The 26,051-nt window shown below is 36.7% G+C and carries 25 protein-coding genes; 9 read left to right on the top strand and 16 right to left on the bottom strand.

What is annotated here, in order from left to right:
- Positions 1–20: 20 nt before the first annotated feature.
- On the bottom strand, positions 21–455 hold the full coding sequence (locus J582_RS16145; protein WP_031983154.1) for a hypothetical protein: 435 nt from the start codon (positions 453–455) through the stop codon (positions 21–23).
- A gap of 383 nt (positions 456–838) precedes the next feature.
- Between J582_RS16145 and J582_RS16140 the strand changes: the two genes are divergently transcribed.
- Positions 839–1,540, top strand: a complete 702-nt coding sequence (locus tag J582_RS16140; RefSeq protein ID WP_031983155.1) for a hypothetical protein — start codon at positions 839–841, stop codon at positions 1,538–1,540.
- Between the two features lie 44 nt (positions 1,541–1,584).
- On the opposite strand, the gene J582_RS26090 is transcribed toward J582_RS16140, so the two are convergent.
- From J582_RS26090 to J582_RS16115, 7 genes are all read right to left on the bottom strand, one after another.
- Positions 1,585–1,716: a hypothetical protein gene (locus tag J582_RS26090; RefSeq protein WP_002048661.1), complete on the bottom strand. Its 132-nt coding sequence runs from the start codon at positions 1,714–1,716 to the stop codon at positions 1,585–1,587.
- Between the two features lie 231 nt (positions 1,717–1,947).
- Positions 1,948–2,331, bottom strand: coding sequence for a hypothetical protein (locus tag J582_RS16130; protein ID WP_031983157.1), 384 nt, complete (start codon positions 2,329–2,331; stop codon positions 1,948–1,950).
- A 169-nt stretch (positions 2,332–2,500) separates the two neighbouring features.
- The gene (locus J582_RS0104855; protein ID WP_004708208.1) at positions 2,501–2,782 is read right to left on the bottom strand and encodes a hypothetical protein; all 282 of its coding nucleotides are present in this window, start codon (positions 2,780–2,782) and stop codon (positions 2,501–2,503) included.
- Between the two features lie 158 nt (positions 2,783–2,940).
- Positions 2,941–3,294, bottom strand: a complete 354-nt coding sequence (locus tag J582_RS16125; RefSeq protein ID WP_227556649.1) for a hypothetical protein — start codon at positions 3,292–3,294, stop codon at positions 2,941–2,943.
- A 182-nt stretch (positions 3,295–3,476) separates the two neighbouring features.
- A complete protein-coding gene (locus J582_RS0104850) occupies positions 3,477–3,947 on the bottom strand; it encodes a hypothetical protein (RefSeq protein ID WP_004886619.1) in 471 nt (156 codons plus the stop codon).
- 414 nt (positions 3,948–4,361) lie between these two features.
- Complete coding sequence (locus J582_RS16120) at positions 4,362–4,613, bottom strand: hypothetical protein (protein ID WP_002048677.1); 252 nt, start codon at positions 4,611–4,613, stop codon at positions 4,362–4,364.
- Between the two features lie 308 nt (positions 4,614–4,921).
- On the bottom strand, positions 4,922–6,157 hold the full coding sequence (locus J582_RS16115; RefSeq protein ID WP_031982629.1) for a mechanosensitive ion channel family protein: 1,236 nt from the start codon (positions 6,155–6,157) through the stop codon (positions 4,922–4,924).
- Positions 6,158–6,763: 606 nt separating this feature from the next.
- Here J582_RS16115 and sbnA point away from each other — a divergent pair.
- The 7 genes from sbnA (at position 6,764) to J582_RS16080 (ending at position 18,408) form a co-directional block, all read left to right on the top strand.
- Positions 6,764–7,768 carry a 2,3-diaminopropionate biosynthesis protein SbnA gene (sbnA, locus tag J582_RS16110; protein WP_031982628.1) on the top strand — a complete coding sequence of 335 codons (1,005 nt, stop codon included), beginning with the start codon at positions 6,764–6,766 and terminating at the stop codon, positions 7,766–7,768.
- Positions 7,769–7,789: 21 nt separating this feature from the next.
- Positions 7,790–8,803, top strand: a complete 1,014-nt coding sequence (sbnB, locus tag J582_RS16105) for a 2,3-diaminopropionate biosynthesis protein SbnB (RefSeq protein WP_004886614.1) — start codon at positions 7,790–7,792, stop codon at positions 8,801–8,803.
- 71 nt (positions 8,804–8,874) lie between these two features.
- Positions 8,875–10,515 carry an IucA/IucC family protein gene (locus J582_RS16100; protein WP_081404902.1) on the top strand — a complete coding sequence of 547 codons (1,641 nt, stop codon included), beginning with the start codon at positions 8,875–8,877 and terminating at the stop codon, positions 10,513–10,515.
- A 3-nt stretch (positions 10,516–10,518) separates the two neighbouring features.
- Complete coding sequence (locus J582_RS16095) at positions 10,519–11,724, top strand: MFS transporter (protein WP_031982624.1); 1,206 nt, start codon at positions 10,519–10,521, stop codon at positions 11,722–11,724.
- Complete coding sequence (locus J582_RS16090) at positions 11,721–15,248, top strand: IucA/IucC family protein (RefSeq protein WP_031982623.1); 3,528 nt, start codon at positions 11,721–11,723, stop codon at positions 15,246–15,248. The genes J582_RS16095 and J582_RS16090 overlap by 4 nt, the downstream gene beginning before the upstream one ends.
- On the top strand, positions 15,241–16,014 hold the full coding sequence (locus J582_RS16085) for an HpcH/HpaI aldolase family protein (protein WP_031982621.1): 774 nt from the start codon (positions 15,241–15,243) through the stop codon (positions 16,012–16,014). Before J582_RS16090 ends, J582_RS16085 begins: the two co-directional genes overlap by 8 nt.
- A gap of 153 nt (positions 16,015–16,167) precedes the next feature.
- On the top strand, positions 16,168–18,408 hold the full coding sequence (locus tag J582_RS16080; RefSeq protein ID WP_032048236.1) for a TonB-dependent receptor: 2,241 nt from the start codon (positions 16,168–16,170) through the stop codon (positions 18,406–18,408).
- A 65-nt stretch (positions 18,409–18,473) separates the two neighbouring features.
- Here the strand turns inward: J582_RS16080 and J582_RS16075 are convergent, their stop codons facing one another.
- Together J582_RS16075 and J582_RS16070 are read right to left on the bottom strand one after the other, a co-directional pair.
- On the bottom strand, positions 18,474–19,028 hold the full coding sequence (locus tag J582_RS16075) for a TetR/AcrR family transcriptional regulator (RefSeq protein WP_031982619.1): 555 nt from the start codon (positions 19,026–19,028) through the stop codon (positions 18,474–18,476).
- Between the two features lie 961 nt (positions 19,029–19,989).
- Positions 19,990–20,328, bottom strand: coding sequence for a hypothetical protein (locus J582_RS16070; RefSeq protein WP_031982617.1), 339 nt, complete (start codon positions 20,326–20,328; stop codon positions 19,990–19,992).
- A 657-nt stretch (positions 20,329–20,985) separates the two neighbouring features.
- Between J582_RS16070 and J582_RS16065 the strand changes: the two genes are divergently transcribed.
- Positions 20,986–21,471 (top strand): Lrp/AsnC family transcriptional regulator, encoded by a 486-nt coding sequence (locus J582_RS16065; protein WP_031982616.1) that lies wholly within the window; start codon positions 20,986–20,988, stop codon positions 21,469–21,471.
- 28 nt (positions 21,472–21,499) lie between these two features.
- Here the strand turns inward: J582_RS16065 and J582_RS16060 are convergent, their stop codons facing one another.
- From J582_RS16060 to J582_RS16035, 6 genes are all read right to left on the bottom strand, one after another.
- The gene (locus tag J582_RS16060) at positions 21,500–22,057 is read right to left on the bottom strand and encodes a chorismate mutase (protein ID WP_031982615.1); all 558 of its coding nucleotides are present in this window, start codon (positions 22,055–22,057) and stop codon (positions 21,500–21,502) included.
- 78 nt (positions 22,058–22,135) lie between these two features.
- A complete protein-coding gene (locus J582_RS16055) occupies positions 22,136–22,819 on the bottom strand; it encodes an SDR family NAD(P)-dependent oxidoreductase (RefSeq protein WP_031982613.1) in 684 nt (227 codons plus the stop codon).
- Between the two features lie 9 nt (positions 22,820–22,828).
- Complete coding sequence (locus tag J582_RS16050) at positions 22,829–23,590, bottom strand: SDR family NAD(P)-dependent oxidoreductase (protein ID WP_031982612.1); 762 nt, start codon at positions 23,588–23,590, stop codon at positions 22,829–22,831.
- Positions 23,591–23,597: 7 nt separating this feature from the next.
- Positions 23,598–24,284: a glutathione S-transferase family protein gene (locus J582_RS16045; RefSeq protein WP_031982611.1), complete on the bottom strand. Its 687-nt coding sequence runs from the start codon at positions 24,282–24,284 to the stop codon at positions 23,598–23,600.
- Positions 24,285–24,516: 232 nt separating this feature from the next.
- Positions 24,517–25,539: a spore coat U domain-containing protein gene (locus J582_RS16040; RefSeq protein ID WP_031982610.1), complete on the bottom strand. Its 1,023-nt coding sequence runs from the start codon at positions 25,537–25,539 to the stop codon at positions 24,517–24,519.
- Positions 25,530–26,051 (bottom strand): FimD/PapC C-terminal domain-containing protein (locus J582_RS16035; protein ID WP_032048235.1); only part of this gene is annotated, 522 nt, incomplete at its 5' end. The genes J582_RS16035 and J582_RS16040, both read right to left, overlap by 10 nt.

The raw sequence follows: 26,051 nt of genomic DNA, 5'->3' as shown, positions 1-26,051 counted from the left end.
TTTTATATAGATGGTCTTAATTAGTATTTTATATTTTTATTATTTACTATTTGAAGATCTAAATTAAATGATACGGTTCTATTTTTTCGTGCACTATTTCTCATTTGATAAACTTGAATAATATAGTCACCATCAACGGGTAGTATTACTTCTCCTGAAGAGCCTGTAGTCGAGCCTACTAATAATGCCTTATCTTTGCCTGGCTTTTGACCTGGAGCAAAAACATTAATATAAGCTAAGTTGCTATAACTATTAATGTTAAATTTTAAAACCTGTCCACTTTTTGCAAAAACTCGATACCTTACATCATCATAGCCCTGAAATTTCCCTGTTAAAGTTGTTTGATCAGAACCTTTTAAAAAGCTTACTTTGGTTTCAACATTTCTAGCAACAACAGTTAATGGTAAAGTTGCAATTAATCCTGTTAATAATAAAATTTTAATATTTTTTTTCATTTTTAACCCTCAAAATTCTTTTAAATAATTATAAAAAAGATACTTTTTATTAAATTTTACTTTATGTATAAATTTGATGAGTAACGTTTGAGTTTGTAAGTCTTTTAATAGTTGTTCAAAAAATATATGTCATGAAACTTTAACTTGCCAGCTTATAAAAACCGCCTTAGAATCCGCGCAACGAATTTTTAGGAGCTTCATTGTGAGTACTTGCTCGATTGATAAGAATAAATCATCGACTCAGATTTAAGTATCCACTAAAGCCCACTGGCTCTCTTGTGGATTTAAGAGAGTCCTTCCCTTTTGCTTTATTTCTTATTTATCAGTTGTTTTAAAAAACAAGTAAATACTTACATATGCTCCTTGTTGTTTTGGAGTCATCCATGCTATTTCTTAATTTTAAAAAATCTATCGTTTTTTTTAGCACTTGCTTGGCATTTATTTGTAGCTATGCTGGACGACCAATGGTCGTTGATGATGCTTCTTTAGTCCCAGCCCATTCTTGTCAACTTGACTCATGGATGCAGAATAACCCTAAAGATAAGGAATATTGGGTTATTCCTTCTTGCAATATTGGTGGCAATTTTGAGTTTGGTGTAGGTTTGGGGCGTCATTTTTCTGATGAGGCAGGTAATATCACTTATACAACTGTTCAAGGGAAAACGCTTATAAAACCACTTGAGACCAATAACTGGGGAATTGGTGTTTCATTTTCTAGCCAAATTAATAACAACCACACTAGTGAAAAAGATTGGACTGTGAATGTGCCCTTAAGTATTTCTATGTTGGATGACCATTTCTTATTGCATACTAATGTGGGCTGGCTTAGAGAACACACCACTCACCGCGAGCAAACTACTTGGGGTGTGGGTACAGAAACATTCATTACGAAACCCTTAACGGTTACTGCTGAAGTGTATGGAAATGATCGAAGTGATTCATTTTATCAAACCGGTATTAAATATATGTTGTACAAAGAAAATATACAGTTCAACGCAAGTTACGGTAACCGTTTAAATCAGACTAAAGATGACTCATTTTTTTCAGTCGGTTTAGTGTTTGTGAGTAATCCATTTTTTAAATGAAAATAAAACTAAAAAAGCCCATCTATTGATGGGCTTTTTTAGTTTTATGAGTCTTTATCTAATGAGTGCGGCGTTGTGGTTTTATCTTGCTGTTTGGTATCGTTCTCGCCTTGGCATGCCGCAACAGAGACTGAAATAATTGCTGCTAAACCTAGGGTAGCTATAATTTTAGTCATATCTTACCTCATACAGTTTCCATTGATTAGGTTATAAATACTGACTATCCATATTACGATCAGCATAGGTTTATAGACTTTTTTGTACTTCTCGCATAGAAATGTAAATTAGAATGGAGCACACATAATTAAAGCATTGATAATTAAATAGCAGCAGTTTTAGAGATGAGAGGGATACTTAACTAGTTTTCGCTCATTACTTTAATTATCACTCTTAGAGGTAAGCTTTTGTTAATTGTAGGAAACACAAAAATCTAACCGATCATGCTGTTGCTTAAAGCATGTCCATGAATCTTTTTCAGGTGCTTCAATAATCTTTTTAGTTTTAAAATCACGATAATAAATAGTCGCATCTTTTAAATTCGATAAATTACTTCCCACAGAAATACATGAATCCTCATGAGAACAAATATTTGATTCTTTTATAAATACTTTGCTATTTGGAAAAGTTAATCTTTCAAAGTTAGAACTTAAGTTATTCGTAGAAGAGAGTAAGCAAGTCTCAGTACTATTTTTACCATTCACAATAAAACAGCTTTTATTGACTTCGAAAGGCTCTTGAGCGAATGTACCCGTAGCATAAGGCAATAAAAATAATGTAATAAGGCGCTTCATGTTCTTTCTCACTATGCAACATTTAGTCTAAAACTGCCTATAAATATTCAGACTACATCTAATTTAGCTGTCTATAATACCTCTATTAAGTTTAGTTAAATATTTACTATTTGATAAATTTTACAAAATATTTAAAATTAACTTATAGACTATGTTTTCATTTTAAAAACTATTCATCTAAAACCTTCCAATTTGTTCCAATCTGTGCCAAAGCTGGTAACTCATCACTATTAAAAACATTACAATTATCATCAACAGCAAATCGATAGATGGGTATTGAATCTGCTTGTGTTTTCTTAAAAAAACTGAAATCTTCGGTAATATGTATTAGGTCTGCCGACCGATTATTCCCGGCTATTTTGTTTACTCCTGCACCGGATGGTATATGTATGTAACTTTCACAAGTTATTTCAACACTGTTTCCATCCAAATCTTGATATGAACATTTCATGTTTCAGTCCTTCTATAATTTATATGTGTAGAAAAACTTAACATGCTATACAGATAAGTTATGGATTTTTTTATGATCTAATTGTTTAAGTATGTAATGTATATCGTATTGAAAATAAAAAAATTCCTTTTAAAAAGCACCGTTATCGGTGCTTATAGTTATTTACACTTTCCATTAGGACCATTTATTTCTTCTTTTAAAGAATCAATATCCATTTGAATTAACTCTTTATCAGCAGCTACTACTAGACCAGATCTTTTCATGAAAGTTTTATATTCTTTAAATCTAGAAATAAGAAATTCATTATATTTTAATTCGGATTGCATATAGCTACATTCTATTGAATCTAGCTTTTTCCTTTGCGAACTGGTTAAATTTTTATTCGCATTCTTTTTGATAAAAGCATCTCTTTGTGCTTGAACTATATGGAATTTTTCTAAAATACTATAATATTCATCTTCAAAGCTTGTGTTTGGTGCCGCCGTAGTGTTAGTACAAATAAGTAAACCCAAGATAAAAAATCGTAATTTCATAATATGTAATATTCGCTTATGATAATTAAAAAGTGCATATTATAAGACTGTCACCATCAAATAAAGTAAATAAATTATATAAAAGAAAACCGCCCCAGAAGGCGGTTGCTGAAATTTATCAGCAATTATAAAAGTGCGGTGGACACACACTTTTATAGGTTTTAAACCAGATTTATTTTTTTATTATTTTTTTTATACTCTTCGGAATTAAAATAGTTCACTATCATCTTGGCATTTTCTTCTGATACTGCCTTTTTACTTTCAAGTACGGATTGAGTTTCTTTTTTAGTATTAAAGTCAGCAGGTACAATACTTGAAAGTGGTGGAAGTTTTGGCTGACCACCTGTTGTAATTCTTTCAATAAAGCTTGCTAACCACATAATATATTCACCCTTATTTTTATATTTAGGCATTAAGCTCATGTCGAGTTTAATTGAACATTCATTTAAGGGTTTACTTAGACATTCTTCAAAGTCTATAAAATTATATTTGAGTTTACAGGGGGTTCCCTTTATCTCTTTTCGAATAATACTGACCAAATTATTTAATTGTTCAATCAGGTTATCAGAGAACAATTTATCTTCTTCGAATTTTTTATACACCTTCTCGGCGATTATTAGAAATTTTGGCATGGTTCCTTCCCTCTTATTCTGACTTTGGTGATTAATCAGATTTTTAGGGAAGTATGATGGATATATTATTGCAGTATGTAAGTGTTGAAATGCCAAATGTAATCAATAAGAGGGTTATGAAACTGCCTTCCATAATAAGCCACAGCAATTAAATAAAATGCAAAATTCGTCGCATTTTATGTGCGGAAAGATTTTATAGTTGGTAATAATTTTCTGAAAAAAAATTAAGCTCATCAATAATATTATTTGACTTATATTTTTTGTGCTGTCTTAGCTAAAAATAGAATATAGAAATTTTTGAATTATTTTTTTATTTGCTGCCTTGCTGAATAACGAGTTTTTAGTCGAGGGACTGAAAAGTTAACCGTGTCTTCAGCAAGGTCTTTTATAATTTATGTTTTAGCTTGATGGTACTCATGCACCGCTTAAAGCTGCTTCAAACATTTCAATTATTGCTTTGGCTCCTTCAGCCTTTTGCCTTGCGTCTTGATCGTCAAAGATAATGGTTTCGTCATTTAGTTCACTCACATATCGCCGGGCTTCGTCTAGAGCTCTCCTTAGTTTTTGGACTTTGTGTTTGTTTACATCTTTGGCAATGGTTGGCGCATATCCTCCACGTTTTGCGTTTTTAAGTTGTCTAGCTCGGTTCTCTATTGCTGTAGCCATTCAAACACTCCAACTCACCTAACAAATTTTAGTAAAGCAACTTTATTGTTTGTTATTCTTAAACATTTAGTATTTTCTTTGTTCAAAGTGTCAAAATTGTTACTTAAGCCTTACTCCTGAAAAGTTATAGATCGAGTTTGCTTAAAAATTAATCTTTTCAAGTTATGAAACGCACATAACTTGGTATAGTCAATTTATACCGCTATTTAATAATAATTTTCCAAAAATAATTATTAATTAATGTATAAAATTATTAAAAGAATGCTATCTATTTGAAAAATCAAGAAAGATAGCATTCTTCTATTTAGTTATTCTACTGTTAGTTTTTGAAAATCATAGGCTGAAGGCGCTTGATACACTCTTAAGCCAAACTCTGGCAATATCGCGATGAGATGATCAAATATATCAGACTGAATTGCTTCATAAGAAACCCACGCCGTAGTATTGGTAAAAGCATAAATTTCTAAAGGTAGACCTTCACTCGTCGGTTGTAATTGACGAACAATAAGAGTTTGGTTTTGAGCAATGCCCTTATGCTGACGTAAATAGAATTCAACATATGCTCTGAATGTCCCAATATTGGTTAAACGTCTTTTGTTATAGCGTGACTGACTCCCTAAATGCTTATTGAATTCTTCAATTTCAGATTGCTTGGCATTGAGGTATTGATCTAATAATAGAAAATCTTTAAGTTTTTGCTGCTCTTCTTCAGTCATGAAGTGAACGCTAGTTTGATCAATATAAAGAGAACGCTTCATACGGCGACAACCGGCATTACTCATACCGCGCCAGTTTTTAAAAGTGTCCGTTACGAGTTTATTGGTTGGAATGGTGGTATAGGTTTTATCAAAGTTCTGGACTGTGACTGTATGCAATGAAATATCAATCACATCACCATCGGCATTTAACGATGGCATTTCAATCCAGTCTCCTATACGTACCATGTCATAAGAAGCAATTTGTACACTCGCGACCAATGACAAAATGGTATTTTGGAATACCAGCATTAATACGGCTGCCATCGCACCGAAGCCAGCCAGTAAGGTAAATACATCCTTTTTAAGGAAAGTACCTAAAATCATCAAACCACAAACAACAAAAATGATGAGTTTAACGAGTTGTAAATAACCTTTAATCGGCTTATTTCTAGACTTTGGATTACGCTGATAGATTAAGTTAAATATATTTAATAATTCACTAATAGTGAGTGCAATAGTCAGGAAAATAAATGCCTGTGCGCCCATCTGTACCAAAGCAATGGCTTTTTCAGATAAGTGTGGAACAGTGGTAATACCATTCATAATCACAATGGCTGGCACAATATTGGCAAATCGCTTAATAACACTATGCTGAGCAAAAACAGATTGGTTAAGTGACTTGATTTTAGTCACTAAATGACGGATTCCCCTAACAATAATTCGCTTAGCAATAAAGTTTGCCAACGCAGCAAATAAAATCAAAATTGTGAGTGAAACTATCATTTCTAGCCAAGGATAGTTGCTTAACTCAGCTTGAAGATCACGATAATAATTAAAAAAATCCAAACCCTTACACCTTACAACTTTATTTTCAATAATTTTAAAGTGTTCGTATGTTATAGATTAAGGCTTGTTTACATATGTCGTCATAAATACAACACGTCTATAATACTTAATCGCTAAATTAGATTAATTTTTAGAAAAATGATTCAAGTAGGCAATAAGTAGATTTTCATTTTTAAAATAAGACTAGTTATTCAACACTGCTTTATCTACTTAGCTCCTTCATAAGAAGTGCTCTTTTTATCAAATTACAGCTTTTTTGTTTCAATAAACTTACCTTGGTATGAAGAGTTATGAATGAAAAAACTTTCCTCATCACCTATTTTTCTTCATTTTTTCGTCAACTCACTTATTTTTTCACTGTGATTAAATTTTATAAAATAGTAAGTTCCTGCCTATCTGCTTATATTTAAAAAGTTTATTAATTTAAACTTTTGTAAAATATAGAGTTTATTATTCAAAGAATTAGAACAAAAAAATTAGTGAAAATTCCTATAACTCCTCCTGTTTTTTCTTTACAAACCGCAACAATCTTGGAATAAATCGTAATAATAATTTAATTAATAATAATTATCATTTACAACACATAAAAACCTGAGAAGATCTGCCATGATCCATGAAAATATTCTCGAATGCATAGGTAAAACGCCACTATTACAACTATCAAGGCTATTCACGCATCAATCAGTCTCAGTGATTGCGAAAATGGAATTGTTAAACCCAGGAGGAAGTATTAAAGACCGTCCAGCATTATTCATGCTACAGGAAGGCCTGAAATCTGGAGTGATTAATAAAGACAGCCATATTGTTGAAAGTTCATCAGGGAACTTAGCTATTGCGCTTGCAATGGCCTGCAAAATATATGGATTAAAATTTACTGCCGTGATTGACCCAAAAATTGCCTCAGCAAATTTACAAATGCTGAAGCTTTATAAAGCCAATATCGAAATGGTTTCTGAGAAAGACCAAAACGGCGGATATTTAAAAACCAGAATTGACACTGTAAAACGGCTATGCCAACAACTGCCAAATGCGGTTTGGATTAATCAATATGCCAATCCAAACAACTGGAAAAGCCATTACTTTGGTGAAGCAGAAGAAATCCTAAATCAAATTGATCGCAAGATTGATTACCTCGTGATTGGAGCAAGTACCTCCGGAACGATTATGGGCGTGTCTCGTCGCCTTAAAGAAAGATTTCCAGAATTAAAAGTCATTGCTGTCGATATTGTCGGCTCTGTGCTGTTTGGTGGTACATCTGGTCCACGCGAAATTCCCGGTATTGGAGCAAGTACTGTTCCGGCTCTCCTCTCCCCCGATGAAATTGATGATGTCATTTATGTAGATGACTACGAGTCGGCACTTGGTTGTAGAGAACTTCTTGAACACGAAGGAATCTTTGCAGGCGGTTCAAGCGGCTCATCAATTTCAGCCATAAAAAAACTGATTCCAACCATTCCCGAAGGTTCATGCGTCTTAACGCTTTTACCCGATCGCGGCGACCGTTATCTCGATCTGGTTTATGAAGATGAATGGTTCGAAATGATCAAAAAGCGTCACTTCAATCGAAACGTACGACGTCAAGAAAACCTTACTTTACAAAATGTTGTTTAACTTTCTCCTTAGGACATATTCATGAGCAATTTGGCTACCCTTCGCTATTTAAGTCAATCAGATTTATTAAATCTTGGAGCAAATCATAGTAATTCATTTATTGAAGCGATCACTGAAGGTTTAACCCTGCATGCAAATAAACAGTTTGTACAACCCTTAAAACCATACCTTCGCTGGCAAGGTGCAGACCATATTGCTGACCGTATTATCGCTATGCCTTGTTATTTAGGTGGCAACGACCCGATTGCCGGAATCAAATGGATTGGTTCAAGACAACATAACCCTAAAAAATTCAATATTCCGCGTGCCAGCGCACTGATTGTTTTAAATGATTCAGAAACAAATTATCCGGTTGCAGTGATGGAAGGCAGCTTAATTAGTGCAATGCGAACTGCTGCAATTACGGGTGTTTCGATTAAGTATCTAGCAAAAAAAGACTTTTCAGACATTACCGTAATTGGCTGCGGTCCAATTGCTCAAATGCAGATTAAAACTGTACTTGAGCAATACGCTCAAGTGAAAAAAATCCATTTATTTGATGTAAACCCTGAAGCAGCTGAAAAACTCAAAGCATTGTTCTTATCAGAATATCCGAATCTAGAAATTGAAATTCATGACAGTGCTAAGTCTGCAATTGTGCAAGCCGATGTCCTCATTACCTGTACCGTTTCAGATAAGCCTTACATTCCGTTTGAGTGGCTTAAAAAAGGCTGCTTTGTTTCAAACATTTCAATTATGGACATCGAACCCGAAGTCTTCTTAAAAGTAGACAAAGTGATTGTAGATGACTGGGACCAATCAAACCGAGAAAAGAAAGTCATCAACGTGTTGGTTGAAGATGGCTTGTTCAGTCGTGAAAAACTGCATGCTGAACTTGGCGACATCATTATTGGTCATAAAAACGGCCGTGAACACGAAGATGAAATCATTTTGCTCAACCCAATGGGCATGGCAATTGACGATATTGTCTGCGCGAAGTGGTTCTTCAATGCTGCACAAGAACAAAACGTTGGCACGGTTCTACCGCTTTTATAAGAATAGGAATAACTAAAATGTTAGATCGGATTTACACAGCACAACTACAAAAAACGATAGATGCCCTCTACATGGAGAATTATGGAGATTTTAAAGATCATATTTCCTATAAAAAGCCTTATCTGGCAATTACTCTCAATGATGAGTTGGAACTCTATTTCAGCTGTTTAAAAGTAGATGGTGTAAATCCTTTCTATGTTACCCAACCCGAAGTTTTACTTCATAACCTCTTAAGCAATACAACATCTAAAGTTTCGATTTCTGAAATTTTTAACTATTTAACTCAAGCAACTTGGTGGCCGTCACCACACCATCAAAAAGCGATTGATTATTGGCTAGACAACTTAGTAACGGCTGAAAAAATTCCTCAAATTTTACAGTCAGCACTTTCATTTTCTTCGCCTTTAATCAAAAGCGAGTTGCTATCGCTGGTCGCTGACCGCCCATTTCATCCATTCGCGCACTCAAAAGGTGAACTTGCCCCACTCACAACTCAAAAAGAAATTGAGGTGTATTGGTGGGCATTTAAGAAAGATGATGTGATCAATAATATGGAGTCAATTCCTCACAAAGAGCTTCTGTTATCAGAAGTTGAGGAAAGTCTTATTGTTGAAAAAATGGCTCAGCTTTCAGAGGACTACTTAGCCCTGCCTTTGCTAGAGACTCAACATCGCTATTTAAAGTTTGATGAAAATAAGTACGGTGGTATTGACCTGAACCATGTCACAACAATTGGTTTACCGACTTCTTCTTTAAGAACGCTTATTCACAACACAAAACCTACACTGCATTTAAAACTTTCGACCAATGCCAAGACATTAGGTGCAATCCGCTCTATGCCAGGCCGTTATTTAATGAATGGTCATACGGCGTATGATTTTTTAAATGACGTCATTAATAAAACTTCTTTATTAAAAAATCGCCTCTTTTTAAGTAATGAAACGCATTGGTGGGTGCTGGGTAAACAAGAGCCGATTGTAAAGAATTTAGGTGTAATTGGTTGCCAAGTCCGACATTTACCTGACTTTTGCCAAGACAAAAATGTCACACCAATCACTATGTCAGCTTTAAGCTGTACATATGTTGACCCTTGGGAAACTTTAGGCATTAAGGGTGACAAATGGACATTACTAAAAGACTTAAGCGTTCATTTTATTCAAACATTTTTAACGCTTTGGGCAAAAGGAATCATGCCTGAATGCCACGGGCAAAACACCATGGTGTGTTATGAAAATAACAAGTTGAAATGCTTTATTTTACGTGACCACGATACCTTAAGAATATGTACCACAGCCATTGAAGAAAGCGGTTTTATACCTCCGGTTTATATCATTGATACCAGTACACCGAACAATCTTATCTTTACTAAAAATGAAGACTTATTTAATTACTTCATTACCTTAGGGATTCAAATTAACCTCTACCCAATTGCTCTAGCTACCTTGAAATATACGGATCGTACAGAAAGCGATTTTTGGGAGATGGTACAAGACATTATTCAAGATTTTGTAGAAACCCAACCGATTTCAGAACAAACAAAATCACTAATTCAAACTTATCTTTTTGACAATAAGAATTGGCCATTCAAACAGCTACTTACGCCTTTACTTGCGCAAGAAAGCGACTCAACAGGCATGCCAAGTAAAATAGGAAGTACGCCAAACCCTTATCACAGCTTATCTGTTTCTAGCTATGAGACCATGGATATCTAAATCATGCGCTCATCTCGCCTAGATCATTTCATTATTTTGCTCTGTCAGTTTTTTTCCACTTTCGGGCTTATGGTGCTGATTCCGATCATGCCGCTCTATATGGAAAAACTGACGGCGCATATGAGTGCTCCCACTATCTGGGCAGGTTTGGCACTTGCGGCTCCGGCTATTGGCAGTTTATTTACAGCACCGATTGTGGGACACCTATCCGACACATTCGGCCATAAAAAGGCCTTGCTACTTTCTCTGGCTGGTTTTTGTATTTCAATACTGCTCATGGCGAGCGCCCAGCATTTATACCTGTTTATTTTTGCGCGAATTTTACTCGGTTTTTGCGGTCTCTCAGTCATTTTAAATGCCTATGTTTCATATCTTTCTAATGAACAACAACGTGGTGCCGCTTTTGGGCAACTACAAAGTAGTGTTGCGCTAGCTTGCCTATGTGGCCCCGTGCTCGGCGGGATATTTATGGATCAATGGCGGGTTGAAGTATTACTCAACGCAACAGCATTTGTTGTGATGACGCTCATTGTGATCGCGTCATTTGTATTAACTAATCCCGTTAAAGCAGAGGTCACAAAAACCAAAGAGAAATCTAAGCTTCCAGCTTTCTTTGATAGAACGATTTTTTCATGGTTAAGCGCCGGCATTTTGGTTCAAGCGGGCGGCTTTGGTTTGGTGTCATGCTTTGTTTTATACATTAGTGAAATAAGCCAAAGCACTCACTCATCGTTATCTGCTGCGAGTTTAACGGGAACCATTCATGCGCTTTCATGGGGAGCAGCCTTTATTGCTGCGACCTATTGGGGAAAACGAAATGATGATAAAGGAGATTCTTTTAATAACTTCATTTACGCATCTTTGATTTGCGGCATCACGATTTTTGCATTGATCTGGGTTTCGAATATCTGGCTAGTTCTTGTATTACGACTCATACAAGGCTTTTGCTTTGCAGCCCTTATTCCTTCGATCTTACATACCATTTCTCTAAAAGCTGGCGCTCAAAGCCAAGGAAAAGTGATTGGTATTTCTAACAGTGCCTTTGTCTTAGGGCAACTTATTGGCCCAATCACCATCACGCTCACTTACTCATTTTTCAATATTACCGCGGCATTAATCTGCACCTCACTATTTTTTATCGGTGCGGGATTAGTGGTGATTTTGAACAGATTCTTAATGGATACAATTTTAAAAGAGGCACAAGAATGAACTCAATTATTACAACAGATGCATGGTCTTATAAACTTTTCGAACAGTACCTGAATACTTTCTTTCGTGAACTCAAAGTGAATCTTGAAGAATGCATTATTCCAGCTCAAGACTCTCCTTTATTCACCCTATATGCAGAGCAACCAAATACCCTGTATTTTGCTTATACATTTCATGCATCTAACACGGTTGTTTATGGCGCAGTTCAGCACTTATCAACTACGGGTTATCACAGATATCAACGTGGTTTTGTTCTGCAAAATTTAAACGACAATACGTTTGACTCGCTCACCGACCCTAAACAGTTAGTGAAGCTGATTACAGATGAACTGAATAGCTTATTGAAAGATAAAAACCAAAATAAAAACCTGTATTCCGATATTACCAATAGTATCGAGAACACAAAATTCTTTTTAGAAAATAGACCTTCCAAAACAGCAACTAAAGCATTGAGTGGTTTTCAGGCTACTGAACAAGGCATGTTATATGGGCACCCTTTTCATGTGACCTCTAAAGCCAATTTAGGTTTTTCTAAAGAGGACATGAAAAAGTATAGCCCCGAGTTAGGTGCAAGTTTTCAACTCCATTACTTTGCGGTTCATTCGTCTTTAATACAAAAACTGGTCAGCGAGAACGAACCTTCTCACCATATTGAAGAGGAAGTTTTAGAAGCTGCGAAAAATCGTTTGCAAGAAAAATTAGCAAATTATGAACTCATGCCCACCCACCCTTGGCAAGCCAACTTCTTACTTCAACACCCATCTTTAAAGAAATATTTAGACAGCCAAGACGTGATCTATCTGGGCGCTTTAGGTCAAACGGTATGGCCGACCTCATCCGTTCGCACCGTGTGGCTACCTCGATCGAACCTATTCTTAAAGCTTTCAATTGATGTACGTATTACCAGTTTCATTCGTAATAACCCAATGGATGAAATGGAACGTGCCATTGATGCGAGCAAAATTATTATTAATCACAAGATTAATGAGCAATATCCCGACCTTTTGATTCTGCCGGAGTTAGAAGCAAAAACAGTCAAAATCCCAGAGCTTGAAAGTTCATTTGGCATTATTTATAGAGCGGGGCTTACGCCAGAGGTATTAGAAAATACCCGAATGCTCGGTGGCTTGGTTGAAGAAAACGAAAACCATGAAATCCCGCTTTTAAGCTTTATTCAGCAAGCAGCACCGAATCAAAACTTACAATCGACCGATGCGAAAGACTTCATTACTTTCTGGTGGAAACAGTACCTTAAAGTTTCACTTATTCCATTAGTTGAATTGTTTGCAAACAAAGGTATTAGCGTAGAAGCGCACATGCAAAACAGTTTAATGGAATTTAAAAACGGTTATCCGCATCGTCTTATTCTTCGAGACATGGAAGGCATTAGTATTGTTTCAGAAATGATAGAAGACGACTCATCTATTTCTGAAGATAGTACTGTTTGGTTCTCTCAAAAAGATGCTTGGACCTTTTTAAAATATTACCTCGTGATCAACCATATTGCTCATCTCATCAGTGCAATTGCACGAGTTACGGTAATTGAAGAATCTGAACTTTGGCAAGCCACCCGTCTTACCCTCACACAAGAAAACTTTACTGCCAAAGGCAAGCAGTACCGCGACTTATTAATTCATTCACTCACATTACCAATTAAGGCAAATATGTTAAATACGCTCTACCACAGTGGTGGCAATCCAATCTGGATTGAAGTTGAAAACCCTATTTATAAATATCGCGGCGCAGAAGCGCTTTGCCCTCTTCAACCAACACAACAAACCAATTATAAAACCCTTGCGGAAAATCGCGTGATGGGTCAATTATTAGAAGCGCTCATTTTTGAAAATACTTTTAAATACGAATTTTCTAAAGGTCAAATCAAGTTCTATATTTCCGATACCGTTTTCTATACCTGCGCGGCCAAACGACATTTTAGTTTTAAACGAATTAAGCTAGATCCTTCAAGCTTAATCCGTTCTGATATTACGTTAGACGCTGAAACTTGCCCTAACTTAAAAACGCTACTTGCCGACCTCAAAAATATTATTGAAGCTGACCCAGTTAAATGGCAAAACTTTAATGATGAACTCAATTTAACTTACGTTAAACATGCGCAAACTTTGAGCCAAGCACCTGCTCAACCTTTAAGAACTTTGCCTTACCTAGAACAAGAAGCGCGAATTACCAACGCCCATTTATATCACCCAAGCTTTAAGTCACGTATCGGCTTCGATTTAAAAGAAAATCAAAAATATGCACCCGAGCTTTCTGAAGGTTTTACGGTTCAATGGGTAGCGACTCATAACAGTTTATGCAAACTGGTTTTAAGTGAAACCATTAACTTAGAACAGCTTTATAAACAGCATTTTTCAGAGAAAGATCTACAAGCCATTAACGATCAATTGAAAGAGCAAAATGTAGATTTTAAAGATTATATCCTCACCCCAATTCATCCGTGGCAGTGGGATAAAATTATTGAATTGTATTATCAAGATGCGATTAGCAACCAACTGATCATTCCGTTAGATATTGAAGGTCCAACTTATTTACCACAGCAGTCGATTCGAACTTTATCAAATATTAGTGATATCTCGGCGCTTTCTCTTAAGTTGGCAATGAATTTGGTCAATACCTCGACCTCTCGCGTATTGGCACCACATACCGTTCAAAATGCGGCAAAAATGAGTGACTGGCTGTATAACATTGTTGAGCAAGACCATATTTTAGAAAAACAGCGTAAGCCTGTTATTTTAAGAGAGATTGGCGGTCTTTCAGTGAATCAGCAGATTGCCCTTCCTGTTCAATACGGCGCACTCGCCTGCATTTGGCGCGAAAGTATTTACAGCTACTTAAAAGAAGGTGAATCGGCCACGCCAGTAACAGGTTTGATGCAAGTTGATATTGACCAAAAACCTCTCATTGATGAGTGGATTCAAGAGTATGGTATCGAGTTCTGGTTAGAAAAATTACTCACCAATGCTTATCTACCCATCATGCATATTTTATGGTGCCACGGTCTCGCTTTAGAATCACATGCGCAAAACATGGTACTGATTCATAAAAATGGCTTACCAGTTAAAGCGGCCTTGAAAGATTTCCACGATGGAATTCGTTTTAGTCGTCATCTTTTACGCGAGCCGAATCTTTTACCTAACTTGCAAGATGCACCTAAAGAACACGCCAAAATTAACCCGAACTCGTTCTTGGAAACCCACTCTCCAAATGAGCTCAGAGACTTTACTCAAGATGCGCTTTGGTTTGTAAATCTGGCCGAGTTAGCAATTTTCTTAAATGAACATTATGACTTCGATGAAATCAAATTCTGGACCATGTTAAGAACCATCATCAATCAGCATAAAGAAGCTCACCCAGAGTTTATTGAGCGATATGAATTGTTTAACTTTACAGATGACACCATCGATATTGAACAGCTCGCAAGCCGTCGTTTTCTTCCGGAAATTCGCTTGAGAGTACAAACCACACCCAACCCGCTCAGCCTTATTAAGGAAATTGAATATGAATAAGCATTCGATTTCTTTTAAGAAACGAATAGCAAATGGCGAGACGCTCTACGGAATCTTTTGTTCCGTAGCTTCTCCGATTAATGTCGAGCAACTGGCACTTGCGGGCTACGACTTTATTATTATCGACTTGGAACATACTTTATTTAGTACGTCTCAAGTCGAGACCATGATTTTAGCTGCTAGAGCCATGCCTCTTGATGTGTTTGTAAGAGTGCCGTTAAACGCGAACCACCTCGTACTACCTCTGCTCGATGCAGGGGTAACGGGCATTGTGTTTCCGCGTATTGAAAATGCGGAGCAGGCTCAACAGGCGGTGAACTATTGCCACTATATGCCGCTTGGGCAAAGAGGACTCAACTCGACAAGATTAAATCGATACGGCATGGACGATTTAGCGAGTTTTGTTCAACAGGCTGCAAACGAAACGGTTGTCATTGCCATGATTGAAAGCTTGGAAGGACTACAACAACTTGATGAAATATTAAAAGTTGAAGGTATCGATATTATTCTGGAAGGTGCTGCCGACCTTTCTCAATCTATGGGAATGCCGTGGCAAACTAGCCATCCAAAAGTGAAAGAAAAAGTTCAAGAGATGTATTTAAAGACTAAAAATAGTCAAAAGCATTTCTGCGCCATTCCTCGACAACCTGAAGATATCGCGGCATGGAAACAACAATCTGTTCAGCTTTTTGTGCTCGGGGATGACCGCAGCATTATACGCCGTGCCCATCAAAACCATCTAAATACCTTTAAAGACATTTCATAACTGTTCACATCTTTTAAGGGGAATAAATGCCTATTCCCCTAATTCATTGAATAAATTTCAAATATATTATTTTAATGCAATTAATAATATTGTTAATTACAATGATTCTCATTTATAATTCGCTCAATTTAAAATCACTCTCAGGGCGAGACAATGGCAAATAAGAAAAGTAATAAACTTTTTACAAGAAAGTCTGAAGTTAAAAATATCATTCCACTTCTTTCACTTGGAGGAGCCATTATTCTTTCAAATTCGGCATTTGCCGCTTCACCTGCTGAAACCACAGAAACAGAAAAAAAGCCTGAAGCCCTCCCTACTATTACCATTACCGCTTCACGTGCAGATGAACTCTCTACCTCTGCCAAGCAAGTCACCAAGCTCGATGAAAAACAAATTGAACTTTTGAAAAATGGTTCGTCTGGCAACATTGCGACTGTTTTAGCCAAAGCCGTACCCGGCCTATCCGACTCAAGCCGAACTATTACTGACTATGGTCAAACTTTACGTGGCCGTAATGCGCTTATTTTGGTCGATGGCGTTCCAATGAACCTCACTCGTGATACAGCGAGAGGACTTTCAGCCATTGACCCTGAAAGTATTGCCAACATTGAAGTGATTCGTGGCAGTAACGCAATTTATGGTGGCGGTGCTGCGGGCGGTATTATTTCAATTACCACGAAAGCTGCGGGCGGTGAACCTACGGCTAAAACGGTCGTTGGACTTCAAACACCACTTACAAATCTACGTTCTAATGCTTTAAGTGGTGATATTCACCAGTATTTTACGGGCAGTTTTAACGCTTTTGACTATGCGCTCGACTTTGGTTATCAACGTATTGGTAGCCCATATGATGCAAGTGGTGACCGTGTTGCACCCGAACCAAGTCAGGGCGACCTTTACGACTCAAATGGCTATAGCATTGGCGGTAAGCTGGGTTATCACATTGATGACAACCAATACCTCCAGTTTGCTGCAAACTACTATAATGCTGAGCAAGACTCAGACTATGCATCTGACCCAAGTCCAAGTATTAAGAATGCTCCAGCTGGAACCGTACCAGCCAAAGCCATTAAAGGCTTAAAGCTCAAAGACCAAAATAAAAACGAAAACCAGATCTACAATTTAACCTATAACCATAAAGACTTTTTTGGTAATAAAGTTGATGCTCAAATTTATTACCGCGACTTCTTTACCCGTTTTTCACCGTTTGATGCCCGTGGAAATGCCAACCGTGGTAAACAAGTCGACCAGATTTATCAAGAAAATAATGTACTCGGTAGCCGCTTAACGGTGACCACTCCCCTTGAGTTTTTAGGTGATACCTCATTGGTTTGGGGTGGTGACTTTAGCCGTGAAAAAAGTGAGATGCCTTTAGATATTTTTGATCAAAAAATTTATGATCAATCGGGCGGCTTAGAGTTTGTAAAAATCGGCAAACTGATTTATTTACCTGAACTCACCACGCAAAGTGTCGGTGGTTTTGTACAGCTAAAACACCGCTTTAATGACCAATGGTCAGCAGAAGCTGGTACACGCTATGAAGACAGCTATGCGCAAATTGACAGCTTTGTTCCCTTATCACAATTAGGCAAAACCAACCCTTACACAGTTCCAGGTGGAAAAGTGAAAGCTGATGCATGGTTATACAATGCCAATGTGACTTTCTCACCAAACGACCAGCACTCAATTTATGCATCGTTTAACCAAGGTTTCCAGTTGCCTGATGTTGGCTTGATTATTCGTAATGCTGGTGAAGGTTTTAACCTTGGATCATCATTCTTAGAGCCTGTAAAAGTTGATAACTACGAACTTGGCTGGAAAGGTAACTTTAATAACTTCTCTTCAAGCTTAGCTGTATTCCACTCTACTTCTGACTTGGGTGCTGTTCAATCATTCAATAATGGTTTAGTGCTGGCTCGAACTAAAGAGAAAGTCACAGGTGTTGAAGCAACTTTTGACTACCTTGACGATGCAAATGTTTGGGGAACTGGTGGTAGCGTAACGTGGATGAAAGGCCGTGAGAAACCTCAAAATGGTGCTGAACAGGACATGACGGGCTTCCGTATTCCACCATTAAAACTAACAGGTTATATTTCTTATAGCCCAACTGAAACTTGGACAAACCGTCTACAAGCTACTTACTTCGGTTCAGAAGATTACCGTTTGAATGGTGTAAATAGTTTTGGTCGTTACGATGTAAAATCTTATACCACGGCAGATTTAATCAGTAGTTTTGCGCTTAACAAGAAAGACACCATGACCATTGGCCTAGAAAACATGTTTAACCGCAAGTACTACCCGCTTTATAGCCAATTATTAAGAACGAACGATAACACCAGCCACTTAGTTGCAAATGGTATAACGCTTAAAGTGACTTATAGCCATAAGTGGTAAGAGCTTTGCTTAGCCCCTAATACAGTAAAAGCCCCAACCTCGGGGCTTTTATTATCTTTAGTATTTTATAAAAACATCGCTATAAAATATTCGAATTGTTTGTCCCGCTCATCTACATCGTTATGACTGAGCCTTTGGATAATGGTTCCTTCAATTATATGCAGAAGTAATTTGGCATCATGAAATGAAGCATCAGCTTTTAGTAATCTAAGCTGACTATAAATTTCATTGGTTATCCAAGTTCTATATTTAAGTGCGACCTGATAAGCATTTGAATAGGTATTTTTGGTTTCAAAAATGGCTTTAAATAATAAGTAATACAGCCCTTCCAAGTCCGTATGTACGTCATAAAGTGTTTTAAGTTTATTCGTTACGCTTGTGCTGTGATCATACTCAAACATAGCAATGACTTGGTCTTGCAGCCGTTCTTTTTGCACAAGTATGCAAATTTCAATAAATCGTGCTTTGGACTGGAAGTGATGATAAAAAGTCATTTTTGTAATTTCAGACTCTTTGATAATTCTGTCGACACCAACAAGATGGAATCCGTGATGGTGAAATAAATGAATTGCATGATTCACAACTTTTAAAGCACGTGTAGAAAGTACTAAAGGTGGCATATTTGTACCGTTTAAAATAATTTTTTGTTGTATATAAAAGAGATAGAAATGCCGTCACTCTTAAATTGAGCGCTAAAAACAGGCATGCAAAAGCAGCACAATAAAGGTGTGCTCGCCTATCTCGGGTTTATTGTTGCTATGATTTTTGAGTCGTAACGATTCTTAAGACGTAAAGACTTAGAGTCGATTAAACCGATTTATAGACTGTTTAAATGGTATGGACAGAGAGACTTTGGCAAAGGCCAATTTAGAAAAAGTAGGCATGAATGAAATCCTATATGCATAAAATTTCTGCCAATCACTGCTAAATGATTATGGTGGCAGAACGAAAGAGGGTTAGCAGACTGGGCATATAGAACCAGCACGCACAAGGCGTCCCCCTTCCGTCCTACCGCTACGAAGGGGGGACGAACGAGTTCGCCACCAAAAAATTGCTTTTTTGATGCGCTATACGCTCGCGGTCTGCTAAAACCGACTGGCAATGTAGGCCAGCAGGCAAAGAATAATCGGAGAGATTTGGGGTGTCAATGTGATATTGGCTAGAAAATGGATAAATAATTTTTTTGTTTTTCATTAGATTAGATTCGTTAATCTATTGAATAGAATATATTATATTTGCTTAACGCACTTTAAATTATAAATATGAATACGATCTACTCATTTATATAAGCATATGAGTGAATGAAGGCAGGTTGACAGACTGACACACAAGAATCAGCACGCATAAAGCGTCCCACCTCCATTCTACCGCAGAGAATAATAAGAGAGATTTTAAGTGTCAATGTGATATTGGCTAGAAATAAATCATTAAAAGTTTTAGTAAAACGAATTATTAATCCATTACATTATCTTTTATTTTTTGAGATTTAAAATTATCAGTAATATTTAAAGATACACCGATAAAATGAATCATAAAATCCATTTTATCGGCTTTGCTACAGAGGTTTTTTAAGATTCCATTTTATTTTCTAATATAGTTTGGAAACTCTTTTAAAACTGTGCTACATAATTGGCCTTTCATATCTTCACGTTTGCGTGCTTCAAATTGGTCCATACCTAATCTCATAACTTCTCTACCATACTTTTCACCTAGTTCATGTTTGGTACATTTGTCAGATTCATGAACTAATTCTTGTGAAGTATAGTGATAATTACAATCAAGTTGAGCACGGCTTAAAAAACCATGTAGTTGTACTGTTCTCTCGCAAGTTGTTCGTTGTATATAAGTTTTAGGCTCTTGAGCAGCATAAACTGATGTGCCTATCAATAAAGTGAAAGCTGTTACTAAAAAATTACGCATTATTTCCCCGATAAAATTATTAAAAGTATTAGTGGCAATGTTGCGGACGTATTAAATAATAATTGTGTATAAGTGTCTATTAATAATAAGAAAGTTAGATAAATCCTCTTATCTTTTGAATATTTCATCACCTTATTAAAATTATGGGATTAGTTTTATATGCACTTATAATGATTAAATTAAAATTTTGATGTAGGTTTAAATAACATACTTTATATTTTTCAATGAATGAGATTATAAAACCATATAAGAATAATTATAAAATAAAAATGAGAATTAACTTCATTAAATCGATAGATTTAGTTTATGAGAGTACCTAACAAATGTTTAAATAAATTTGTCAAATATAAAACTAAGCAGCAGATAAAGATAATTTCTTTTAGTGACTTTTCTTCAACTATAAAAGCAGTTTTCGAATCAAAAATTTCTAATATTTAATTTTTTATAAGATCCGCAAAGAGCACTGTTTAGTCACCCTTACTGAAACAGTGCTCTTTGCTTCATCACAACTCCTATCCAGTAGAGTTCGATGCATAGAAATAGTGTATGGCTGTGTCACTCAAAATGTTTACTGTATTTTCAGTTTTTTTTAAATGATCTCAGCATAAAAATCACGTATATTAAAAATTAACAGAAGAATCTTCTTTGGTTTATATTTTGAACAGCACAGAATACACACTAGATCGCATAGATCGGAAAATATTATCTGCCCTTCGTGGAAATGGACGCTTAACGGTTGCGCAGCTCGCCGAAGAAGTTGGGCTTTCATCTTCACCCTGCTGGACTCGACTCAAACGTTTAGAAAGTCTAAAAATTATTGAAGGCTATACAGTAAACGTAAACCCAAAAGCGATTGGTATTCACGAGTTGTTCTTTATTGAAATTACGCTAGAACGCCATGACGATGAAATGCTAGAAAACTTTAGTGAGGCTTTGGCAGACATTCCCGAAGTAATTGAAGCGCATTTAGTAACGGGTGACTATGATTACTTGGTGAAAGTGGCCGTAAAAGATGCCGAACATTACGAACGCTTTTTACGTAAAAAGCTCTATTCGATTAAAGGTATTCGGCATACGCGTTCAACCTTTGCCTTACGACCACTTAAATCTGCCAATACTGCCGATTTAATGTTGATTGAATAATTGAGTTATATAAGCCGCTTTAGGTGCTTCATTGTTTTAATTTGATTTTATTCAATGTTACACATAAAGCCTTTTTATCGGCTTCTTTAAGTTGAGGGTGCTGAACTGGCCACATATAGCTACAGCCATGAGGCGCCTTGTTATTATTTTTCTTAAGTTCATAGGCAATATTTTTTAGAAGTTCGGTGTTTAAAGAACTAATTTTTAAACGCACTTCACTTAAGTCTTGAGGCTTCCAGTTGGTTTCAGGGCTAGACAACCAGTCCGCACGATAACGATATTGAATTGCTTTAGCTACATCCATTTGCGCCACTATAAATGGCTTTACTGTTTCACTGTTCAGTCCAAAAGATTCGGCCGCAGAAAGTGATTGGTCGAGTACCTTCTTTTCTTGTGTTAAATCTTCAATCGGTAAATGCTGCTCTGCTTTATAGCCTGCGACATCTTTCATATAAGATAAACGTTCGTTAATTAAACGTGCTGTTTGCTCATATTGATAAGCTTGTGCCAGTGAAGAAAAGCACATCAAAGTTGCCACTGCAGTCGCCACTTTAACCGTTTGTTGAGCATACTTAATATTTAACATTTGAGTACCTGTAGAAATTATTGTTGTGCTGTCATTCCAAAGCAGTACTCTATTTTAAGAACACTCGAAAGTAAAATCTCACGATACGCTGAGCTCTTGGCTCCATGCAGAATCAGATTGGTGATAGATGTGCTGGCACACTTGTTTAACCGATGAAATAAAGTGCGGGTTTTGTCCCTCCCATTTTTCCACCATACAATACGCCACGTGTATACCTTTGGGTTGAAACTCTCTTGCCATCGACTGTGATAACGCTCGTATACTCGCAAACATACTTTGACTTAATACATCGTGATGAGCCGAATGATGAGATGGCGCTCCAAGAAAAATCACTGTACCCCGCTGCTGCTTTAACATAGGTTTCAGTACGAACTGTGACACGTTCACTGCACTTAAACCTGTGGTCTGCCAACTGTGTTCAATTTCTTCTAAAGATAAAGCTTCGATATTTGGCGCTGATGAAAAATTTGGCTGAAACACACATAACTCAATGGTATGACAATGCTCTGTTATATATTTCAGCAGACTTTTTAAATGCTTAGTTTTTATCAAGTTTAAGCGCACACTCGTCATGCCATCATTTACGTAACTTACTTGTATGTTCTGAACAGTAGAATCATGTATGACTTGATAAACATGTAATGGAGCTTGATGATTTTTATCCAAAATTACAAAGTCATGATTAAGTAGTTCTATATCATGGCCGGCAACCACAACACAGCCCTGCTTTTTTTGAAACTTCTGAAATATTGTTTTTAGCATATGAGTCTCTCAAAATTTTTCTTGGTATGGGCGTAAATCTAACTCATGTGTCCAAAGTTCAGGGCTTTGCAGGTAGAGCATCCAATAGTTTTCTACTATTGCATCAAGATTAAGCCCGCCTGTTCCACGTGTAAGACGCGCCAAACGGCCTAGCCCAAATAAAGCTTTATTAATTCTGTCACCATTTACCATTCCATCAATAATGACATGAGCAATATGAATGCCTTGTGTTTTATAAATTTGAGCTAGATTTAATGCATAAGCTCGCAAGGCAGATTTACCCATGGTAAAAGCAGCGAAAAACGGTTTTCCACGTAAAGAAGCACTCGCCCCAGTAAAAATAAGTGTGCCGTGATTTTGTTCTTTAAAAATTTTTAGGCAGCTTTGAGAAACCAAATAAGCTGATAAAAATGTGGATTGCCACATATCATTAAAAAACGATAGCGGGCTGCGTAAAAAAATTGAGGGAATATTTCCCCCAACATTATGAATAACAGCAGTAATACGTTCGTTTTGACTAGTAACGGTGTCAAATAGGGCCTGTACTTGATGTATATCTTCGGCATCTAAACGAAATGCGGTAGCTTCACCACCCTTTGCATGGATTTCGGCCGCGACTGCTTCAATTTTCTGGAAAGTTCGCCCAGCAACGTAAACTTTTAATCCTTCTCTTGCAAAACGATGACAAACGGCTGCTCCGATCCCCTGCGAAGCCCCGACACCAATAACAACTGCACAATCTCGTGTTTTATTCGGTGGTTCTAATGACATAGCCGTTTCACCCTGTTTGTTTTTTATACCATAAAGCAATAAACGGACGATTCAAAATTTCTTTACTAAACTTTTTACTTGTTCGAACGACTTCACCAAGTTGAGCAACCACGGCAATGTCTGCAATCGTCTGGTTATCTCCAACCAACCATTCGCTTTGTGATAAAACCTGCTCAATACGGTCTAAGTGTTTAATAAACTCTGCTTCAACATCTTCGGCTTTCATTCGGCCCAAGCCCTGAAAGAAAAGCTGTGTTTTTAATTCGGCTAAAATAAAAGCTTTCACCATCGGCTTTTCATACGCTGGGCGACCAATACTACTAATACGGATGGCTTCCTCTAAAGCTTCCGAATCATTTACTCTTAAATACACCTCATAAAAATAAAGAGACTCATCTGCCCAGTCTTCCCACAGTTCGGCAAGTGCTTTTTGATTTGGATCTTCGGGATAAAGTCGCGGTGTATCTGGATAGGCTTCATCTAAATAACGAGCAATACGGGTACTGTCTTGTATACGTTGCCCTTTATCATCAATAACGGGTACTTTCCCCACTTTACTCAGCAAAGGAACTTTGGCACCAAGAATGCCGTTATAGTTTACTGTATCAAATGGGATACCCTTAAATTTCAAAGCCCTTGAAATTTTTTGACAAAATGGAGAAATTTCCCACTGATGCAAAATAATATCTGACATTTATTCACCTTTATTTTTTAATTGCCTGTTTTACTTGCCAGTTCTTTTTTGGAACTAATCAATAAATATACAGAATACCTTTTTAAGTCAAACCATTTTTGATGACCTTCAAGTTTTAAAAGCTAAGAATTATTTGATTTGTATTATTTATATTTTAGCAATTTCTAACCAATACAATTTTAATTATAAGAAGCTCTGTCATAAAAGAGCCTCCCATATAGCTTTAAAATAATTAATAAGTCACTGTAACAACCACATTATCGGAGTAACTACCAGGTCTACTTGCAATCGTAGTACCTTGCGGAATTTTTCCATAAACTGTAGTCGTTTGAGCATTACCTGTTCCAGTACCAGACACTCCACCTGTGCCACCAATACTAGATACTCCACCCGTAGCATCCCACACCGAACTATAAGCAGCATCTTTATATAACTGGTAGGGAATAAACTCATTATTACTATTGGCCATACGCCTGAACCCTCCGCTTATACGGTTATTGCCATCCCCCAAATAAATCGTATAAGGCGTTCCATAGTTACATGTCGTATTTACAGCACCTTGTGTTGTGTAATCACGACTAGCCGTGCCAATATCATTAATATTGCCAAAATCTACATTCGAGGTTGAGTTTAATTGGCAAAGTGTTGGCACTACAAAATTTGCTGTTAAAATTACACTTCCAGAGTCCCAGCTGAGTAAATCACCTAAACATAACACTGATAGAAGATCCATATCCCAAAATAGTTGAACTGTAGCTGTATACGTTCCTTGAGGATAAGCAATTAGTGATCCTGTACGTGCGGGTACCTTCACATTTACCGAATAGCTAAGAACATTGTTTGAAGCGATAGTTACCACTGGACCATACCAAACATTGGAGGTTTGGTTGGTGGTAGAAGAACCTGCTCCACCTACAGTTGCAGTAACCGTATAGGGTAAGGTCACGTTATTATTCGCAGTGGTTGCTCCTGTAAATACGGTCTTCATACACATAAACGGAGAGATCTGAGGTATTATCCCTCCATTCGTACAAGTAATTGTTCCTGAAAAGTTTACCGTTGCATCACTATTAATATTTGCTGCCGTGTAGGTAAACGTATTATTGGTCGTTCCAGCTACCGTACAAGCAGCATGTGATGGACTAAAAAATGCATAAACGATATAAAATAAGCAAATACCTATAAAATATTTTAAAGACAATGAAAATTTTTTATAGCTCTCTCTTTGAGCCTTATTAATACTATTTACTGACATATATAAGGTCCCAATTTTTTAGTTGAGTACTGATTACTGTTATAAGTGAAGTTAACCTGGCATGAACCATGATCGAGAAGATCTACTTCAAGTTTGTTTTGTCTTAATAAGTTTGGAACGAATACTTCACCATCGTAGCCCACTACAGCATCTTGCTGTCCATTAATTCGAACGCTATAGCCTGGTAATAATGGTGAGTTGTTTTTATCAACCACTCTCACTAAACCTGAAATAACCTGATGAGCACCAAAGTCGACTAAAGTCCCTTGGCGATAGCCTACTACTGTTTTTTGATCTGTAGATTTAACATTCCAATTTAAAGGAAGATATGATGGATCTAAATAAATATGGTTCTCTCTATATGGCATAAGACTAGGAATAAGAAATCTTCCAGACTTGTCAGTTGTTCCTAGATTTATCCCACCATTTATAATTTGGCTTTGCGGTCCGGCATTGGTGACAACAGCATAACCATCCCCTATTTCATTGGCCGCAAATATACGTCCTGCCGC

It is taken from the genome of Acinetobacter sp. 1566109, from assembly GCF_000582255.1.
Lineage (GTDB): Bacteria > Pseudomonadota > Gammaproteobacteria > Pseudomonadales > Moraxellaceae > Acinetobacter > Acinetobacter nosocomialis.
The sequence above is the reverse complement of the archived record's forward strand: the minus strand, read 5'-3'. Positions and strand labels throughout refer to the sequence as shown.

Coding starts and splice junctions, on each gene's coding strand:
- J582_RS16145 (WP_031983154.1), bottom strand. CDS start 455: ATGAAAAAAAATATTAAAATTTTATTATTAACAGGATTAATTGCAACT.
- J582_RS16140 (WP_031983155.1), top strand. CDS start 839: ATGCTATTTCTTAATTTTAAAAAATCTATCGTTTTTTTTAGCACTTGC.
- J582_RS26090 (WP_002048661.1), bottom strand. CDS start 1,716: ATGACTAAAATTATAGCTACCCTAGGTTTAGCAGCAATTATTTCAGTC.
- J582_RS16130 (WP_031983157.1), bottom strand. CDS start 2,331: ATGAAGCGCCTTATTACATTATTTTTATTGCCTTATGCTACGGGTACA.
- J582_RS0104855 (WP_004708208.1), bottom strand. CDS start 2,782: ATGAAATGTTCATATCAAGATTTGGATGGAAACAGTGTTGAAATAACT.
- J582_RS0104850 (WP_004886619.1), bottom strand. CDS start 3,947: ATGCCAAAATTTCTAATAATCGCCGAGAAGGTGTATAAAAAATTCGAA.
- J582_RS16120 (WP_002048677.1), bottom strand. CDS start 4,613: ATGGCTACAGCAATAGAGAACCGAGCTAGACAACTTAAAAACGCAAAA.
- sbnA (WP_031982628.1), top strand. CDS start 6,764: ATGATCCATGAAAATATTCTCGAATGCATAGGTAAAACGCCACTATTA.
- sbnB (WP_004886614.1), top strand. CDS start 7,790: ATGAGCAATTTGGCTACCCTTCGCTATTTAAGTCAATCAGATTTATTA.
- J582_RS16100 (WP_081404902.1), top strand. CDS start 8,875: ATGGAGAATTATGGAGATTTTAAAGATCATATTTCCTATAAAAAGCCT.
- J582_RS16095 (WP_031982624.1), top strand. CDS start 10,519: ATGCGCTCATCTCGCCTAGATCATTTCATTATTTTGCTCTGTCAGTTT.
- J582_RS16090 (WP_031982623.1), top strand. CDS start 11,721: ATGAACTCAATTATTACAACAGATGCATGGTCTTATAAACTTTTCGAA.
- J582_RS16085 (WP_031982621.1), top strand. CDS start 15,241: ATGAATAAGCATTCGATTTCTTTTAAGAAACGAATAGCAAATGGCGAG.
- J582_RS16080 (WP_032048236.1), top strand. CDS start 16,168: ATGGCAAATAAGAAAAGTAATAAACTTTTTACAAGAAAGTCTGAAGTT.
- J582_RS16075 (WP_031982619.1), bottom strand. CDS start 19,028: ATGCCACCTTTAGTACTTTCTACACGTGCTTTAAAAGTTGTGAATCAT.
- J582_RS16070 (WP_031982617.1), bottom strand. CDS start 20,328: ATGCGTAATTTTTTAGTAACAGCTTTCACTTTATTGATAGGCACATCA.
- J582_RS16060 (WP_031982615.1), bottom strand. CDS start 22,057: ATGTTAAATATTAAGTATGCTCAACAAACGGTTAAAGTGGCGACTGCA.
- J582_RS16055 (WP_031982613.1), bottom strand. CDS start 22,819: ATGCTAAAAACAATATTTCAGAAGTTTCAAAAAAAGCAGGGCTGTGTT.
- J582_RS16050 (WP_031982612.1), bottom strand. CDS start 23,590: ATGTCATTAGAACCACCGAATAAAACACGAGATTGTGCAGTTGTTATT.
- J582_RS16045 (WP_031982611.1), bottom strand. CDS start 24,284: ATGTCAGATATTATTTTGCATCAGTGGGAAATTTCTCCATTTTGTCAA.
- J582_RS16040 (WP_031982610.1), bottom strand. CDS start 25,539: ATGTCAGTAAATAGTATTAATAAGGCTCAAAGAGAGAGCTATAAAAAA.